This window comes from Planococcus faecalis, assembly GCF_002009235.1.
Lineage (GTDB): Bacteria > Bacillota > Bacilli > Bacillales_A > Planococcaceae > Planococcus > Planococcus kocurii.
In genome coordinates, this window is sequence record NZ_CP019401.1 from 438522 (window position 1) to 455302 (window position 16781).

The 16781-nt window shown below is 40.5% G+C and carries 16 protein-coding genes; 13 read left to right on the forward strand and 3 right to left on the reverse strand.

Annotated elements, in window-relative coordinates; all coding sequences use genetic code 11:
* The first annotated feature begins 568 nt into the window (after nt 1-568).
* Nucleotides 569-1015, forward strand: a complete 447-nt coding sequence (locus AJGP001_RS02265; protein ID WP_071153497.1) for a hypothetical protein — start codon at nt 569-571, stop codon at nt 1013-1015.
* Between the two features lie 273 nt (nt 1016-1288).
* Here the strand turns inward: AJGP001_RS02265 and AJGP001_RS02270 are convergent, their stop codons facing one another.
* The gene (locus AJGP001_RS02270; RefSeq protein ID WP_071153498.1) at nt 1289-3007 is read right to left on the reverse strand and encodes an ABC transporter ATP-binding protein; all 1719 of its coding nucleotides are present in this window, start codon (nt 3005-3007) and stop codon (nt 1289-1291) included.
* A gap of 193 nt (nt 3008-3200) precedes the next feature.
* On the opposite strand from AJGP001_RS02270, the gene AJGP001_RS02275 reads away from it, so the two are divergent.
* From AJGP001_RS02275 to AJGP001_RS02305, 7 genes are all read left to right on the forward strand, one after another.
* Entirely contained in the window at nt 3201-4064 is an 864-nt protein-coding gene (locus AJGP001_RS02275; protein ID WP_078080096.1) for a DUF6612 family protein, read from the forward strand.
* 282 nt (nt 4065-4346) lie between these two features.
* Nucleotides 4347-5297: an ABC transporter permease gene (locus AJGP001_RS02280; protein WP_078080097.1), complete on the forward strand. Its 951-nt coding sequence runs from the start codon at nt 4347-4349 to the stop codon at nt 5295-5297.
* Nucleotides 5290-6240 carry an iron chelate uptake ABC transporter family permease subunit gene (locus AJGP001_RS02285; RefSeq protein ID WP_071153500.1) on the forward strand — a complete coding sequence of 317 codons (951 nt, stop codon included), beginning with the start codon at nt 5290-5292 and terminating at the stop codon, nt 6238-6240. Before AJGP001_RS02280 ends, AJGP001_RS02285 begins: the two co-directional genes overlap by 8 nt.
* Nucleotides 6237-6998, forward strand: coding sequence for an iron ABC transporter ATP-binding protein (locus AJGP001_RS02290; protein WP_071153501.1), 762 nt, complete (start codon nt 6237-6239; stop codon nt 6996-6998). The genes AJGP001_RS02285 and AJGP001_RS02290 overlap by 4 nt, the downstream gene beginning before the upstream one ends.
* A gap of 21 nt (nt 6999-7019) precedes the next feature.
* The gene (locus AJGP001_RS02295; protein ID WP_071153502.1) at nt 7020-7976 is read left to right on the forward strand and encodes a siderophore ABC transporter substrate-binding protein; all 957 of its coding nucleotides are present in this window, start codon (nt 7020-7022) and stop codon (nt 7974-7976) included.
* Between the two features lie 220 nt (nt 7977-8196).
* Nucleotides 8197-9261, forward strand: a complete 1065-nt coding sequence (locus AJGP001_RS02300; protein WP_071153503.1) for an ABC transporter permease — start codon at nt 8197-8199, stop codon at nt 9259-9261.
* A 3-nt stretch (nt 9262-9264) separates the two neighbouring features.
* Nucleotides 9265-9933 (forward strand): ABC transporter ATP-binding protein, encoded by a 669-nt coding sequence (locus AJGP001_RS02305; RefSeq protein WP_058386447.1) that lies wholly within the window; start codon nt 9265-9267, stop codon nt 9931-9933.
* A 135-nt stretch (nt 9934-10068) separates the two neighbouring features.
* On the opposite strand, the gene AJGP001_RS02310 is transcribed toward AJGP001_RS02305, so the two are convergent.
* Nucleotides 10069-11358 carry an ammonium transporter gene (locus AJGP001_RS02310; RefSeq protein ID WP_071153504.1) on the reverse strand — a complete coding sequence of 430 codons (1290 nt, stop codon included), beginning with the start codon at nt 11356-11358 and terminating at the stop codon, nt 10069-10071.
* Between the two features lie 12 nt (nt 11359-11370).
* Nucleotides 11371-11712 carry a P-II family nitrogen regulator gene (locus AJGP001_RS02315; RefSeq protein ID WP_071153505.1) on the reverse strand — a complete coding sequence of 114 codons (342 nt, stop codon included), beginning with the start codon at nt 11710-11712 and terminating at the stop codon, nt 11371-11373.
* Between the two features lie 121 nt (nt 11713-11833).
* Here AJGP001_RS02315 and AJGP001_RS02320 point away from each other — a divergent pair, with 121 nt between their 5' ends.
* From AJGP001_RS02320 to AJGP001_RS02340, 5 genes are all read left to right on the forward strand, one after another.
* On the forward strand, nt 11834-12478 hold the full coding sequence (locus tag AJGP001_RS02320) for a uracil-DNA glycosylase (protein ID WP_071153506.1): 645 nt from the start codon (nt 11834-11836) through the stop codon (nt 12476-12478).
* Nucleotides 12479-12572: 94 nt separating this feature from the next.
* The gene (gene zupT, locus AJGP001_RS02325; protein WP_058386443.1) at nt 12573-13382 is read left to right on the forward strand and encodes a zinc transporter ZupT; all 810 of its coding nucleotides are present in this window, start codon (nt 12573-12575) and stop codon (nt 13380-13382) included.
* Between the two features lie 55 nt (nt 13383-13437).
* Nucleotides 13438-14385, forward strand: a complete 948-nt coding sequence (locus AJGP001_RS02330; RefSeq protein ID WP_078080098.1) for a DUF4003 family protein — start codon at nt 13438-13440, stop codon at nt 14383-14385.
* A gap of 149 nt (nt 14386-14534) precedes the next feature.
* Nucleotides 14535-15752 carry an MFS transporter gene (locus tag AJGP001_RS02335; protein WP_071153508.1) on the forward strand — a complete coding sequence of 406 codons (1218 nt, stop codon included), beginning with the start codon at nt 14535-14537 and terminating at the stop codon, nt 15750-15752.
* Between the two features lie 138 nt (nt 15753-15890).
* Entirely contained in the window at nt 15891-16736 is an 846-nt protein-coding gene (locus AJGP001_RS02340; protein WP_071153509.1) for a GNAT family N-acetyltransferase, read from the forward strand.
* Nucleotides 16737-16781: the final 45 nt, after the last annotated feature.

Genomic DNA, 16781 nt, shown 5'->3' on the forward strand with positions numbered 1-16781 from the left:
TTGACATGTGCTAGGAAAAATGCAATACCATCTTCCGACATATGAATTTCGGCAAGTACATTCTGGATTACATTTTTTGCCAAGCTAACAACTGTGCATTTTATCCTATTAGGCATAACTTAGCTTTTGAAAATTAAGGAATCTACCCATAGCCAACTTGAAGTTGACTACTGTTTGACTGCTTTTATTGGTAGACAAGTCAAAGATTTGTTTCAACAGCAGATAGTCTAATTTTTTCGTACTTTGAATTTCCATCGAATTCATTAAAACTTAAACGTCATCGTTGTGATGTCAGTCCTTCTATTTGTATTCCACTATTAGAAATTTTACGTGTGTAGCTTATATACCTCAAAATTTTAGAAGATGTTTTGATAAGAGGTGTTTTGTTCCGTATAAGCAGCTCTTTTTATAGTTAGTGAGTCACGAATATAGTATACATATAAAATATTGTTTTTTAATTAGTCAGAAAAATAATTTTAATTAATTAACATGAAAGTTCAAAATATTATGGTTGACATTTTTTATAAGAAATAGGAGTATATAGATAGTAGAAGAAGGAGGAGAAAAGATGAAAAGATTCAAATTATTTTTAGCTTTTATTTTGACTTTGTCAGTTATTACTTTTGCAACACATGACAATTCAGTTGAAGCAGCAACTTGTAAAGGGACAAATACATCAAGCAGTGTTAACAAAAGAATTAATGGGATGCTTACAGAGATAGTGACACTTAAGTTAGATTCATGTACCGCAAAAGAATTACAAACGTCTATAGAAAAAAATGCTCTTACATCTAAAAAAATAGAACAAATAATTAATAAGACGAAAGTACCTAAATTACTTAAAGCACCTTTTCAAATTATATTTAAATTAAATACAACAGGGCAAAAGAATTTGGCTAAATCAATTAAATCAGCCAACAGTAGTGGGAAAGGTGTAACTATTGTAAAACATAGACAATTGAACAATAAAGATACGTACCATCTATACCAGGTTGTAAGTGTGAAATCTCAATAATATAGTGGATGATGAATAATTTTTAGACCATAGACGAGCTCGGATAATTCGAGTTCGTCTATGGTCTTTTAGGATGGAAAAAATTATCTCTGTATCATTTTGTGGATAGTTTTTTACTTTGTGCGAATACTGTCAAAGCAATTTGAATTAGGTGAAGAAAACCATTATATGCTCATTTCAAATCGATGAATTTAAAGGATAATCAACTGAATATGCAAAAACCTGATAGTCTAAATTTTTTGTGTAAAGGTTATGGCTTATTTAATATCTTTTTTATTGTTGAAACTGAATGCGGTGAAGGTTCGCGAAGATGCCCTCAGCTTGGAGCAATTCGTCGTATTCACCTTGTTCTGCGATACCGTCTTCCGTTACGACAATGACCCGATCAGCGTCACGTATTGTCGCGAGGCGATGGGCGATAATCAACGTTGTGCGGTTTTCTGCTAGTTCAGTCAAGGCCTCTTGAATAACGCGCTCTGTTTGCGTATCAAGTGCAGAGGTAGCTTCATCCAAGATGAGGATAGGTGGATTTTTCAGGAACATTCGAGCAATGGCTAAACGTTGTTTTTGCCCACCTGATAATTTGAGTCCGCGTTCTCCGATTTGTGTATCGTAGCCCTGAGGTAATTTTCGAACAAAGTCTTCTAAATGCGCTTTTTTTGCAGCGATTAAAATTTCTTCTTCACTGGCATGACGTTTGCCGTAAGCGATGTTCTCGCGAATCGTTCCAGTAAACAGGAAGACATCTTGTTGAACAATCCCAATTTGTGAACGCAATGAATGCTTGGTCATGTCGCGAATATCGAGACCATCAATCGAAATCGACCCATGTTGGATATCATAGAAACGAGGGATTAACGAACAAATCGTCGTTTTTCCAGCACCTGATGGACCGACGAATGCAATCGTTTCACCTGCACGTAAGTTCAAATCGATTCCTGACAAGACCAATTTATGATCGTCATAGCCAAAAGAGACATTTTCGAATCGGATATCTCCAGTTAATTTTTCGACAGCTACGGCGTCTTTCCGGTCGTTGATGTCAGGTGCTTGTTCAATTAAATCCCGGAAACGGCTAAAGCCAGCCATGCCTTTCGGATAAAGTTCTAACAATGCGCTAATTTTATCAATAGGTTTAATCAAAACGTTCAAGAACAACACGAAACTGACAAGTTCTCCGTACGATAATTCACCTTGGAAGTTGAGCCATGCCCCGTAAACCAGTACGACTAAAGTTAATAGACGGGTCATCATATATATACTGGAATGTGTTGCCGCCATGACTTTATAAGCAACCATTTTTGCTAGACGGAAACGGTCGTTATCCGTTTTAAAGCGTTCGATTTCAAACTCTTCATTCGTAAAAGATTGAACGACGCGTGCTCCTGAAACGCTGTCTTCTACACGTCCATTAACATCCGCGATTTTGCCATACATACTGCCCCAAGCTTGGTTCATTTTGATGTTACAAAACGTGATAAGCCAGACTAGAAACGGAATCACAATGAGTGTAACTAGCGCTAGTTTTGGGTTAATCCAAAACATAATACCAAATGCTCCGAAAAACGTCATGATGGCAATAAAGAAGTCTTCAGGTCCATGATGGGCAAGTTCACCAATGTCGAACAAATCATTCGTGACACGGCTCATAATATGACCAGTTTTGGTATTGTCAAAAAAGCGGAAGGATTGTCGCTGGACATGAGTGAACAGCTCTTCTCTCATATCTGTTTCGATATTGATTCCTAATTTGTGACCGAGATAGCTAACGATATACTGTAAGAACGTACTTAACAAAAAGATCGCAAGTAGCAAGAAGCTAACTGTAGTGATGGTTCCCCAATTACCACTCGGCAGCAAGTCATCGATAAACCACTGAACAGCCACTGGAAATGCGAGTTCTAAAATAGCAACAAAAACAGCGCTAGAAAAATCAATGATAAACAGCCGCTTATGAGGTCTATAATATGTGAAAAATTGTTTTAATCTCAAAAAATCCCACCTCTTCTTTTTCTCATAATGAAAAGTATAGTCGAAGTCGAAGAAATAAACGACTGGAAATTGGATAAACAAGAAATATGAAACTATTTTTAGTTTAATTCGTAAATACAAACAGATACAATTTAGCGAAGTTTGTCAGTGAATCAAAGAGAAGCTTACGATAATTTGAGAGGGGAAGATTATTTTGAAAAAATGGATCTTATTTATGAGTACAGCTACTTTAGCTATCGGCCTTTCTGCATGCAGCGAAACTGCAGAACCGGCATCTGGTGATGAAACGACAAAAGGAGAAGACAGCAAGTTAACCGTACAAGAGGTCTATGAGAAGTCAGTAGAGGCATCTGAAGACATTACGAGTGTACATGCAGATATTGTAACCGATCAAACAATCGCGATGCAGGGCGATGGCATGGAAATGGATATGACAGTGAGTTCTTCTATGGATATGACCATTGATCCGGTAGCGTTCTACCAAAAAGCAGAAACTTCCGTTGTGTCTGAGGACATCGACAACAGCAATCCGATGAGCATGGAAATGTACTTCACCGAGCAAGGCATGTACATGTACGAAGAAACGATGGCGACTTGGTTAAAGATGCCGGATGCAAGCATTGAAGATTTAAAAGCACTCGCTGATCAGCAAACGGCCAATCCTTCTCAACAGCTTGAAGAACTAGCGGAGTTTAAAGATGATTTCACATTTAAACAAACTGAAGCTGAGTACATTTTAACGCTTGATGCCTCTGGCGAGAAATTTAACGAATTAATGGATCAACAACTAGAGAAAACGTTAGGGCAAATGGAACTTGAAGCACAAATGGCACTAGAAGACATGACAATTCATGCTGTTAATTATGTGATCTATGTAGATAAAGAATCCTTTTTAACGACAGGAATAGATATGAAAATGGATATGGACATGAATATTGAAGATGAAATGATGAACATCAAATCTGATATGCAAGCTGACTACAGCAGATTCAATGAAATTCAAGCCATTACTGTACCAGCTGAAGTAGTAGAGCAAGCGCAGGAAATCGCAGGTTAATCGAATAAAATCAAAAATTTCAAGTTACTAGAGAAGAACACAGTCTGTCAATAAGATTTTCTGTAAGTACAGAAGAGCGTGCCGAAGTGGCATGCTCTTTTTATATTTGCCCGAATTACAATTTTTTATAATTCGATACTGTGTTATGTAAATGAAAATTATTCTCAATTAACTATTGACTCGTCTTTCTAGCATGCTATACTAAAATACGTAAGTCAGTGATAATGATTATCACTACCGAATAATCAATAATTAGTTATTGAAGACAGATGAGGGACAGTCGTGAAGAAGCGTTACTTAATACCAACATTAATCATACTGTCGATCATTTCCTTGTTTGTCGGAGTGAGCAGTATCAGTGTAGCTGATTTGCTTGATTTCCAATCGGAAGAGACACAGATATTCTTGATCAGCCGACTGCCAAGGTTGGTCGCGATTTTGCTGGCAGGTGCAGGGATGAGTATGGCAGGACTCATCATGCAGCAGTTAAGCCGCAATAAGTTCGTGTCTCCGACAACGGCAGGTACATTAGACGCCACACGGCTTGGGATTCTGGTGTCGATGCTGATGTTCGCAAACGCATCGATGCTGGAAAAAATGGCAGTGGCTTTCGCATTTGCGCTTGCCGGTACCTTCCTTTTCATGCAAATTCTAAACCGCATCAAATTTAAAGATGCCATATTCATTCCTTTGGTCGGTTTGATGTTCGGGAACATCCTGTCTTCCATCACAACGTTTTTCGCTTACCGGGCGGATGTTATCCAGAATATGTCCGCTTGGCTGCAAGGTGACTTTTCGATGGTTATGAAGGGGAGTTATGAACTCCTCTACATCAGCGTTCCGGTCTTTGTCATCGCCTATCTGTACGCCAACCGGTTTACGGTCGCGGGTATGGGTGAAGACTTCTCTAAAAATTTGGGAATGAAATACCGGAGCGTCGTCAACATCGGTTTGGTGCTCGTGGCCTTAATTACAGCGACGGTTGTCTTGACGGTAGGGGTTATCCCATTTCTTGGGTTGATCATTCCGAACATCGTATCGATCTTCAAAGGAGATCATCTACAAAAAACATTGCCGCATACAGCGATGCTTGGCGCTATTTTCTTGCTGGTGTGCGATATCTTGGGAAGAGTGATGATTTACCCGTATGAGATTTCCATCAGCTTGATGGTCGGCGTTATCGGAAGCTTTATTTTCCTCTTCTTGTTGTTTAGGAGGAAAACGTATGCGTGATCTACATAAAATGCTTATACTTGTCGGCTTGGCTTTAGCGGCTTGTAGTTTATATTTATTTCAAGACTTGAATGGCAGTTTCGATTATGCGCTGCCAAGACGTGGTGTTAAAGTGTTTGCCATGGTCTTAACAGGAGTCGCGATAGCTTATGCAACAGTTGTCTTTCAGACCATTACCCATAACCGGATATTGACACCGAGTATTATGGGCTTGGATTCACTGTATATGCTGCTTCAGACGGTGCTGATCTTTTTCCTTGGTTCAGATCATGTCACAATCGTCAATAAGCAAGTGAACTTTTTGTTGTCGATTGCCGTCATGGTCATCTTCGCCTTGTTGTTCTACCGCTTACTTTTTAAAAAGAATGATCGACCGATTTACTTTCTCCTGTTGGTCGGAATCATTTGTGGAACGTTTTTCGGCAGTATCACGACATTCCTGCAAGTCTTAATTGATCCGAATGAATTTTCAATCATCCAAGACCGAATGTTTGCGAGCTTTAATAACGTCAATTCAGATTTGGTGTGGACCTCCCTCGTCATCATCACGCTGTTGATTGCCTTTGCTTGGAAACAAAATTCGTCTTTAGATGTTCTAACTTTAGGGCGTGATACAGCCATCAATCTGGGTGTGAATTACGATGCATTAGTAAAGCAAATGCTCGTGTTGTCTGCTGTTTTGATTGCGGTTGCTACAGCGCTTGTTGGACCGATTACCTTTTTTGGTTTAATTGTCGCAAATTTATCGTATCAATTCTTTACGTCCTATAAACATTCGGTCTTGTTAACCGGATCCATTGTCATCAGTGTAGTGGCCTTGGTTAGTGGCCAGTGGGTAGTGGAGCGGATTTTCACTTTTAATACAACATTGAGCGTTATTATCAATTTTATCGGTGGAATATATTTCATCTATCTACTATTAAAGGAGAGTCGATCTAAATGATCCAAGTTCGCGAATTGACAAAGTTATACGGGAAAAAAACGGTCGTGGAAAACGTCACTGTTAATATCCAACGCGGTCAGATTACGTCCTTTATCGGACCGAACGGCGCGGGTAAGTCCACGTTATTGTCAATGGTCAGTCGCCTGTTGGATGCGGATACCGGTGAGGTGCTTATTGATTCAACCAATACCAAGAAGTTGAAATCCAATGAGTTCTCGAAACGTGTATCAATCTTAAAGCAATCTAACTTTATGAATGTCCGTTTGACCATTCGCGAGCTTGTTTCTTTTGGGCGCTTTCCTTACTCAAAAGGTCGCCTCAACGATGAGGATGAAAAAATGGTTGATCAATCTATTGATTACATGGATTTGAAAGAAATGGAAAACTCTTATCTAGACGAACTGTCAGGTGGTCAGCGTCAGCGTGCATTTATTGCGATGGTGATTGCGCAAGACACTGACTATGTCTTATTGGACGAACCGTTAAATAACTTGGATATGAAACACTCTGTTCAAATTATGAAAATCTTGCGTCGCTTAGTCGATGATCTTGGCAAAACAGTGGTCATTGTGTTGCATGATATTAACTTTGCTTCTGTGTATTCAGATCGCATCGTGGCACTGAAAAACGGTCGTGTCGTAAAAGACGGAACGACCGAAGAAATTATCCAAAGTGCTGCATTAAAAGAAATCTACGATATGGATATTCCGATTCAGCAGATGAATGATTGCCGGATTTGTGTGTACTTTAATTCTTAAAAAAGAGGAGTTCGAAATAGAATGAAAAAATGGATAGTAGCAGCAGTAACATTAATGATGGTCGCGTTTTTAGCCGCGTGTGGGTCAACTGAAAAAACGACGGAGTCTGACACAGCGACTGCAGAATCAGAAGAAATGACAGTGACTCATGAACTTGGTGAAACGACTTTTAACAAAAATCCTGAAAAAGTAGTAGTATTCGATTTTGGTGTTCTAGATTCAATGGACAAACTAGGTATTGAAGCTGTTGCAGGTGTTCCACAAGCTAATATTCCGGCGTACCTTGAGAAGTATGAGGATGCCGAGAAATACGAAAATGTGGGCACTTTAAAAGAAGCGGATTTTGAAGCGATTAACGCAATGAAGCCGGACTTAATCATTATTTCAGGTCGTCAAGCAGATATGTACGATGAATTTTCTGAAATCGCGCCAACAATTCATATGGCTGTAGATACAGAAGATTATATGGGATCATTTAAAGAAAACATGACGACTCTTGGAGAAATCTTTGGAAAAGAAGATCAAATCACTGAAGAACTTGCAGCGATTGATACAAAAATAGAAGAAGTAAAAGAAACGGTAAGTGGTTCTGCTGAAAAAGCATTAATCATTCTTGCCAATGAAGGCAAAGTAAGTGCATATGGCGCAGCTTCACGTTTTGGTTTGATCCATGACGTATTCGGTGTTAAACAAGCAGATGAAGGCATTGAAGCTTCGACTCACGGACAAAGTATTTCTTACGAATATATTTTAGAAACAAATCCGGATATGATGTTCGTTGTTGACCGTAATGCAGTTGTTGGAAATGGAACCAATGCAGCAGATTCTCTTGAAAACGAATTGGTTCAAAAAACGAATGCTTATCAAAATGATAAAATCATCTACTTGGATCCAGATTTCTGGTACTTGTCAGGTGGGGGATTACAGTCTGTTACTCAAATGGTAACTGACGTGCAGTCTGCATTTGAACAAAACTAACTGAAGAAACGAAATCATTAGTAGAGTCTCTGCAAAATACCTATTATATTGTTGCGGTAAGAAAAAGGTGGGCCTGTCACGGGTTCGCCTTTTTTTGTTGAATAAGTAAGAGTGAAAAAATGGATCATAGTATATGATGTTTGTATAGGTTTTGTATAGTTGATATAGTGAGATAGTCAGGTTAGCGACGAATACATATTGAAGAGATGGAAGTGATTGCATGTTTTTAGCATGGAACGAAATTATCAAAAACAAATTGCGCTTTACACTGATCATCGGTGTCTTGATGCTGGTTGCATACTTGGTGTTTTTCTTATCAGGATTGGCGAATGGCTTAGCAAGTTTGAATAGGGAAGCTGTCGATAAGTGGGATGCGGACGCTATCGTGCTGACTGAGGAATCGGATCAAAGTTTGACACAATCGTCTCTTTCAATTGATGCAGTTGACGAAATTCAGGCGGATGAGACAGCTGTTTTAGGTCAACTTAATGCCATTGCACAAACCGGAGATTTAAAAGCAGGCGTCTCTATTTTTGGAATCAACAGCGACGAATTTATTATGCCGGAAGTGATAGAAGGCGAAGAATTTACTGATGCTAATGAAGTAATTGCAGGAGATGCACTGAAAGATGAAGGCTTTAAATTGGGTGACACGCTCAGTTTATCTTCAACAAAAGAAACTTTGAAGATAGTCGGTTTTACAGACCAGGCGCGTTTTAACGCGGCGCCAGTTCTTTATACCACCCTAGAAACACTTCAGCTTGTAAAGTTCGGTGAAACAGCAGAAAACGACAGTCAAATTAGTGCGATTGTTGTACGGACAGAAGATGTTTCCGCCACTACAGATGAGAACGGCTTGGCAACAATCGAAACAGAAACTTTTATTGAAAGTCTTCCTGGATATACTGAACAAAGTCTAACGTTGAATTTTATGATTTACTTCTTATTTGTCATTTCGTCAGTAATCGTCGCGATATTCCTTTATGTCTTGACGGTTCAAAAAATTAGTATGTTCGGTGTTATGAAAGCGCAAGGAATTCCGAGTGGCTATCTGGCGCGTTCAGTTGTTGCGCAAACAGCGATTTTGGCAGCGATTGGTGTTGCGGTAGGACTTGGTTTGACGCTCTTCACTGGAGCTTTTCTACCAAGTGCCGTTCCGGTAGCATTTGATATTCCGACGATGCTGATTTACGGAGTGGTACTCATTGCGGTCGCTATTTTAGGAGCTGTATTCTCTGTGTTGACGATAGTGAAAATTGATCCATTAAAAGCGATTGGAGGTTGAGTCATGGCAGTATTAGAATTGAATCGAGTAAAAAAATCATTTGGTACAGGTCATAAGAAAGTGGATGCGTTAAAAGAAACGAATTTTCAAGCAGAACAAGGAGAACTGATTGCGGTAATTGGGCCTTCGGGTTCCGGAAAAAGTACGTTTCTGACGATTGCTGGTGGTCTTTTATCTCCAACAGGAGGAGATATTCTAATCAACGATACGAATATCTCCTCGTTAAATGAAAAACAGCTTTCCAAAATTCGTTTAAAGGAAATAGGTTTTATTTTGCAAGCTTCAAACTTGGTGCCGTTTCTAACAGTGGAAAAACAATTAAAGCTATTAGACAAAGTTAAAAAAGACAATATGAACAAAGAACAACTTGAGCAGCTTTACAAAGATTTGGGAATTGGTGACCTTCGTAGTAAGTATCCTTCAGATTTGTCGGGAGGAGAACGTCAACGAGTGGCCATTGCAAAAGCCTTATACAGTAATCCGTCCATCATTTTGGCGGATGAGCCGACAGCTTCTCTAGACTCTGATCGTGCTTATGAAGTGATGGAGTTATTGAAGGCGGAAACAAAAAATAAGAAAACGACAACCATTGTAGTGACCCATGATATTCGACTCGTTGATTATTGCGACAAGGTGTATAAAATGGTCGATGGTGTGCTAGAGCTGCAGTAAACTAAACGATGTTCGAACTGCACGTGCATCAGTAATTCGACGTAATCATTTGTTTCGACTGTGAAGAAGCAAATGCCACATTAAAAGAAGAGGAATCCCTAGAATATCGAGGGATTCCTCTTCTTTTCGGTTAAATCAGGAAATGGTTTTTTGCGGAGAGGGTTCCTCACCTAGTTGGTTTAGTCGCTGTGCAAATGAATCATTGCGACCGAACGGCGAACCGTGAAGGACGTCTTGCATTGAGTAAGCTTGTGAGCCATGCTCTGAAAAGTCTAGGCCAGCTTCTTCGTCTTCAGCGGTAACTCGGAGTGGCACGATCCTGCCGATAGCGAATAAGACGATACCAGTTGATAGAGAAGCCCATGCAATTACCGCTAGCACGCCGACAGCCTGGAGGCCAAGAATTTCTGTTCCACCTCCGTAAAACAAACCATTAGTAGTGTCAAACAAACCGACTGCGAGCGTCCCCCAAATGCCTGCAATTCCGTGGACGGAAATCGCGCCAACGGGATCGTCAACCCGAATTTTTGAATCCAGTAAGCGAATAGCTTCAGTCATAATAACCCCGGCCAGTAACCCGATCATCATAGCGCCAAAAAATGATACGTTTGCTGCACCTGCAGTAATGCCGACAAGACCGGCAAGAGCACCGTTCATTGTTAAAGAAGCGTCAATGCGTCCATAGCGAAAGCGGGTGTATCCAGCAGTCGCAATAATCCCAGCGGAAGCTGCTAGTAATGTATTGGCAATTACTGGCGGCACGAGAGTCGGGTCCGCTGCCAAAGTACTGCCCCCGTTAAAGCCGAACCACCCAAGCCATAGGATAAAAACACCTAATGCACCTAGTGGTAAACTATGCCCTGGAATCGTGTTAACTGATTTTCCGCTATACTTGCCGATGCGAGGACCTATTTTCCAAGCGGCGATAAATGCAGCTACTGCCCCAGTTAAGTGAACGACCGTTGAGCCTGCAAAATCAATAAAGCCGATTTGTGACAACCAACCGCCGCCCCATACCCAGTGCCCTACGACCGGATAAATGACTGCAGTCATGGCGATAGTCAATAGAATATAGGCAGATAAGTTCATTCGTTCTGCTACAGCCCCAGAAATGATGGTTGCGCAAGTTGCGGCAAAAACAGCTTGGAATACAAAGAATCCGATATCTTCAACGCCAGTTAATGCAAATCCTTGTGTGCCGATCAAGCCGAAAGATGAAGGGCCAAACATAAGGGCGTATCCAACGATAAAGTAAAGAATGGAGCCGAGTGAAACAGTGATCATGTTCTTCATTAAAATATTCAAGGTGTTTTTAGATCGTGTAAAACCGGATTCCACCATAGCGAATCCTGCGTGCATAAAAAATACCAACATTGCTCCGAGCATGACCCATATCATATCTACTGAACTTTGAACTGCTTCCATCCAATCTCCTCCTTATCCAATTGCGACTGTGCCGCGTTCTTTGGTTCTGATTCGTATCGCTTCTTCGACAGAGAAAATGAAAATTTTACCATCCCCGACTTGGCCGGTTGAAGCGTATTCCAGTAAAGCTTGGATGATATCTTCAACTTTATGATCATCCACAACCATCTCCAATTTCAGTTTTGGAGAAAATTCCATTGTATAGGCGTTCCCGCGAAATAAGCCCACTCGTCCTTCTTGCTTTCCGATTCCAGCAATTTCAGTTACACTCAAACCGTCTATTCCTTCAAGTGCTAAAGCCTGTCGCACATCTGCAAAAACGGAAGATCGAATAATCGTTTCAATTTTTTTCATCAATTTCTCCTCCTTTATGTTAGGTTTGTTAACATAATAGTTTATATTTTCTGATAAATCAAGAGTTTATTTTATTTGATGTTAGTTTTAGTTACATGAGAATAAATGGGAGTGGATTCGTATGTATAGAATTTCGGAAAAACTGGCTGAACTGGGAATGCAAAGGATAGAGGGGTTTCCGGTTGAAGGTTTTGTATGGGGAAGTGGACCTGAAAATCCAGTGATTATGCTGGTGGGAGAAGCACCTGGAGAGAACGAGTTAGAAACGGGAATACCGTTTACGGGAAGAGCAGGAAAAGAATTGATGGCTTCTCTTGAGAGTGTAGGTTTAGCTAGAGAAGATGTTTATATTACGAGTGCGGTTCGAAGTAGACCTTATAAATGGGGAACTAAAAAGAAACGTAACGGAGAAACCATCGACAGAAAATACAACCGGGCACCGACGAAAAAAGAAATCATTGCGCATGCGCCGATATTGGATACGGAGATTCAAGCTGTTCAGCCGCCGATAATTGTGACATTGGGAAATGTCGGATTGCAACGGTTGGTCGGTTCGAAGGCGAAGGTCACGGAACTTCACGGTGTGCTAATGGAAACACCGATTCTCTATTGGAACGAAGAAGAGAGTTGCTTTAAAGAAACAACAGAGGTCTATCATATTTTCCCTACATTTCATCCAGCCAGTGTTTTTTATAATCCGTCAGTTCGTCTGTTGAAAGATGCAGATTGGCAGAAGTTAAAAGAACTTCTCGGGGGAGCGAAATGAAAGATGGATTTTACTTGGTTGAAAAACTCCTCATTTTGAGCGTTTTTAACGTATAATAACTTTATTCACTGGAATTTAGAAGCGAGGCATGGTTATGGATAATACAGTTTTATTTGCGCTTGGATTGACTCTTTTTGCTGGACTGGCCACAGGGATTGGCAGTTTGATCGCATTTTTTGCATCCCGTACGAATACAAAATTTCTATCAATTTCATTAGGGTTTTCAGCAGGAGTGATGATTTACGTTTCGATGATTGAAATCTTTTTTAAAGCAAAAGATGCTTTAACAAACGCACAGGGAGAGGTTACTGGCTACTGGCTGACACTCGCTGGCTTTTTCGGCGGAATGGTTTTTATGGCATTAGTAGATCGTATTCTTCCGCAATTGGGAAATCCACATGAAGTCAAAACGGTAGAGGACATGGACGATGGACCGACCAACGACGAATATGCTCGGCTACGGAAAATGGGTATTTTTACAGCATTAGCAATCGGCATTCATAATTTTCCGGAGGGGATTGCCACGTTTATGTCGGCAATACAAGATCCGGCTCTTGGAATCGCTATCGCAATTGCAGTAGCCATTCATAATATTCCGGAGGGGATTGCCGTCTCAGTACCAATTTACTATGCAACTGGAAGTCGAAAAAAAGCACTTAAATACAGCTTTTTATCGGGTATTTCAGAACCTGTTGGAGCGATTGCAGCGTGGCTCTTCTTAATGCCATTTCTCAGCGACACGTTGTTTGGCATTATATTTGCGGGTGTAGCGGGTATTATGGTCTTTATTTCGCTTGACGAGTTATTGCCTGCTGCAAAACGCTATGACGAAGCCCATCTATCCATCTACGGGTTAGTAGCTGGCATGGCCGTTATGGCTGTCAGTCTGGTATTGATCGTCTGATTTTGAAACTTTCTGCCTCCTCTTCTCGTAGTAAAGAGAAAAGGAGGCTTTTTCTATGGATATTAAACGCATTGAACAAACTTTCTTGGACGTGTCAAAAACAACAGGGTGGGCTGTAGACAAGCGGATTGCGTTAGCTGTCACTAACGTATATTTGTCTCAGGACCAGGCTTTTGATGCAGAAAAGCATGAAGCGGCTGTCGAAGTGATTAAAAAGAATGAGGGGTGGACTTCACCTTTGCGCTCGCATCTGCTTCATGTAGCAGCAGCTTTTATGGTTATGAAAGAAGAGGCTGTAGAAAGTTCATTAAAGCTAGCCAATCAAAATCAAAAAGCACTTAACGATGTAGGTTTTTGGAAAACTTCCTATACCTATTTAGCTGCATTGCTAATGAAAAAACCGGAGGAAGCAGAACAGGCAAGAGCGTTGTACAAAGAAATGAAAAAGCATCATAAATTTCTAACGTCGAATGAAGATATTCCATATGCCGCTTTATTGGGTAGCCGGGAAGGGTCGCTTGAAGAACGAGCGGCAACGATGAATAGGTATTACCGTGACCTCCGCGAACAAGGCTTCACTATGGGGAATAATCTTCAATGGCTGTCTCAAATTATGACCTTTGATTCACCTGTTTACGACGCGAAAATAGTCGGTAAGGTTTTGGCGATTCACCAATTTTTCAAAGAAGAAAAAATCAATATCAGCCTAGCGCAATATCCTATTCTTGGATTTTTAGCGGTGACAGAAATCGACGGTAAAGCTTTAGAGGGAGTTGTGGAAAATACACGTGAATTAGAAAAAAATAAAATCTTTCGTTGGTACAAAGATATGGCTTTTTCAACAGCTGTCCAACAGGCAATGGCTGACAATATAGAAGTACGAGATGTCGCGACTATGACTTTTGCTACTTCATTGGAAACTTTAATGCAAGCACAGCAGGCAGCGATGATGGTCAGTATTAATGCAGCCATTATCTCGTCATCAAACACTTCTTCTAGTTGAAAGTGGAGATAACGTATGGACTGAAGAGATTTATAAAAGTGTAATTATCTGAAAAGAGAGACTTTTTTATTGTGCTTGTCACTAATCTGTCTAAAGCGTATAGTTGTGTAAAGATGTTACTATGCATGTGTAAAGACAGGAGAATGACAATGGCGACGATAGCTGAGAAAAAAACAGGTCCTATTTCAAGAAATAGATTGTTAGGAATTGCGGGACTGGGGTGGCTTTTTGACGCAATGGACGTCGGTATTTTGGCTTTCGTTATTGCGGCATTGCATGAAGATTGGGGATTGACGTCCAGTCAGATGGGGTGGATTGGTAGCGTCAACTCAATTGGAATGGCGGTTGGTGCATTTGTTTTCGGGATTTATGCAGATCGTGTAGGCCGAAAGAAAATATTCATTATTACCTTGCTGTTGTTTTCAATTGCTAGCGGAATTTCTGCTTTTGCAACAACACTCGCGGCATTTATGATTTTACGGTTTTTTGTGGGAATGGGATTAGGTGGTGAGCTACCGGTAGCTTCTACTCTGGTGTCTGAAAGTGTACCAGCAAAAGAGCGGGGACGTGTGATCGTTCTATTAGAAAGTTTTTGGGCCGCAGGTTGGCTAGTCGCTGCTGTTATTTCGTATTTCATCATTCCATCTTTTGGTTGGCGGGTTGCGCTGTTATTGACTGCGTTGCCAGCAGTTTATGCCTTATATTTGCGTATCAATCTACCAGATTCACCACAGTTTTCTGCGAAAAAAGATGTGTTGCGATCAATTTCGACGAATATTAAAGACGTTTGGTCAGAGAAATACAGACGTCCAACTTTAATGCTATGGATTGTCTGGTTCACAGTAGTATTTTCATATTACGGCATGTTCTTGTGGCTCCCAAGTGTCATGGTGTTAAAAGGATTTACGTTAATCAAAAGCTTCCAATATGTATTAATTATGACTTTGGCCCAATTGCCAGGCTACTTTTCAGCTGCTTGGCTTATCGAACGGGCAGGTCGGAAATTTGTGTTGGTCACTTACTTAATCGGTACAGCAATTAGTGCGTTGGCTTTTGGTAATGCGGACACTATTACGTTGTTAATCGTTTCGGGTGCTTTCTTATCGTTCTTTAACTTGGGTGCTTGGGGTGCGTTATATGCCTATTCCCCAGAGCAATACCCAACAGTTATTCGCGGTACAGGTACAGGAATGGCGGCTGCTTTTGGTCGTATAGGTGGAGTTCTTGGGCCGCTTCTAGTCGGTACGCTGTTAACAGCTGGTGCGAATCTCAATGTAATCTTCGGGATTTTCTGTGTCTCCATCCTTATTGGAGCGCTGGCTGTAGCATTTCTCGGCAAGGAAACAAAACAATTGGAGTTGGAATAGTATAACTCAATGAAAAACGTATCCTGACTCTTCAGGATGCGTTTTTTAGCAACCTGAAGGATAAATAAAGGGTTTTTTCCATAATATAGCCAATACTGTAGTAATAGAAAAAGTTAAGACGGGAGTGGAAGTGAAGAAATGGAAATGATTATTTATTCGGACTCAGCCGTGTTCTTAGAAAAAGTATCACCTCTACTGTATAAAAAAGAGGACATTCATAGTTTATTCCTAGGTGTTCTCGGACAAATACATGCGAATCAATACGAAGGCTATTTTTTAGCACTCGTCGAAACGGATGATGAAATTGTAGCAGCTTGTTTAATGACACCGCCACATGCTTTGCAATTGATAGTTTTTCAAACCTTTCCTCAAATTGAACGAGAGATTGTTGGACATCTGCAAAATTTAGGAATTGAGGTGAGTGGAATAGTCGGTGAACAAACCACTTCGCGCTTGTTTGCAGAGGCTTGGATAGAGCGGACGGGAGAACAAGTAAATATACTAATGGATCAAGGTCTTTACCGAATTGAAGCAGTCAATAAAGGCTTACGAAAGAGCCGGGGTTCTTGGCGGATTGCTAGTAAGAAAGATGCGATAATATTGGAAGAATGGTATCGGCTTTTTGAAGAAGAAACAGGAATTGGCCGCTCTACTCAAACACAAATTTCGCATAAAATCGCTGGATTTCTAGAAAGAAAAGAAGTTTACGTCTGGGAAGTAGATGAGCGAGTGGTCTCTTGTATGCAAAAAAAACGCCCTTCAAAAAACGGAATTACCGTATCTTTTGTCTTTACGCCAAATGCTCAGCGAAGAAATGGATATGCTCAAACACTGGTAGCAGAAGTCACGAACGAATTACTGCTGGAGTATGATTTTGTTATGCTTTATACAGACCTTACAAATCCGACTTCAAACAAAATTTATAGAGAAATTGGCTATGAGCAAATCGCCAATCCCGTTCACTTAATTTTTGTGGAAAAATAATTTTTAGCTAAACAGGCTGTAGGAGTAAAGAGCAACTCTAGAGGG

Coding starts and splice junctions, on each gene's coding strand:
- AJGP001_RS02265 (WP_071153497.1), top strand. CDS start 569: ATGAAAAGATTCAAATTATTTTTAGCTTTTATTTTGACTTTGTCAGTT.
- AJGP001_RS02285 (WP_071153500.1), top strand. CDS start 5,290: ATGCGTGATCTACATAAAATGCTTATACTTGTCGGCTTGGCTTTAGCG.
- AJGP001_RS02290 (WP_071153501.1), top strand. CDS start 6,237: ATGATCCAAGTTCGCGAATTGACAAAGTTATACGGGAAAAAAACGGTC.
- AJGP001_RS02295 (WP_071153502.1), top strand. CDS start 7,020: ATGAAAAAATGGATAGTAGCAGCAGTAACATTAATGATGGTCGCGTTT.
- AJGP001_RS02300 (WP_071153503.1), top strand. CDS start 8,197: ATGTTTTTAGCATGGAACGAAATTATCAAAAACAAATTGCGCTTTACA.
- AJGP001_RS02305 (WP_058386447.1), top strand. CDS start 9,265: ATGGCAGTATTAGAATTGAATCGAGTAAAAAAATCATTTGGTACAGGT.
- AJGP001_RS02310 (WP_071153504.1), bottom strand. CDS start 11,358: ATGGAAGCAGTTCAAAGTTCAGTAGATATGATATGGGTCATGCTCGGA.
- AJGP001_RS02315 (WP_071153505.1), bottom strand. CDS start 11,712: ATGAAAAAAATTGAAACGATTATTCGATCTTCCGTTTTTGCAGATGTG.
- AJGP001_RS02320 (WP_071153506.1), top strand. CDS start 11,834: ATGTATAGAATTTCGGAAAAACTGGCTGAACTGGGAATGCAAAGGATA.
- zupT (WP_058386443.1), top strand. CDS start 12,573: ATGGATAATACAGTTTTATTTGCGCTTGGATTGACTCTTTTTGCTGGA.
- AJGP001_RS02330 (WP_078080098.1), top strand. CDS start 13,438: ATGGATATTAAACGCATTGAACAAACTTTCTTGGACGTGTCAAAAACA.
- AJGP001_RS02335 (WP_071153508.1), top strand. CDS start 14,535: ATGGCGACGATAGCTGAGAAAAAAACAGGTCCTATTTCAAGAAATAGA.
- AJGP001_RS02340 (WP_071153509.1), top strand. CDS start 15,891: ATGGAAATGATTATTTATTCGGACTCAGCCGTGTTCTTAGAAAAAGTA.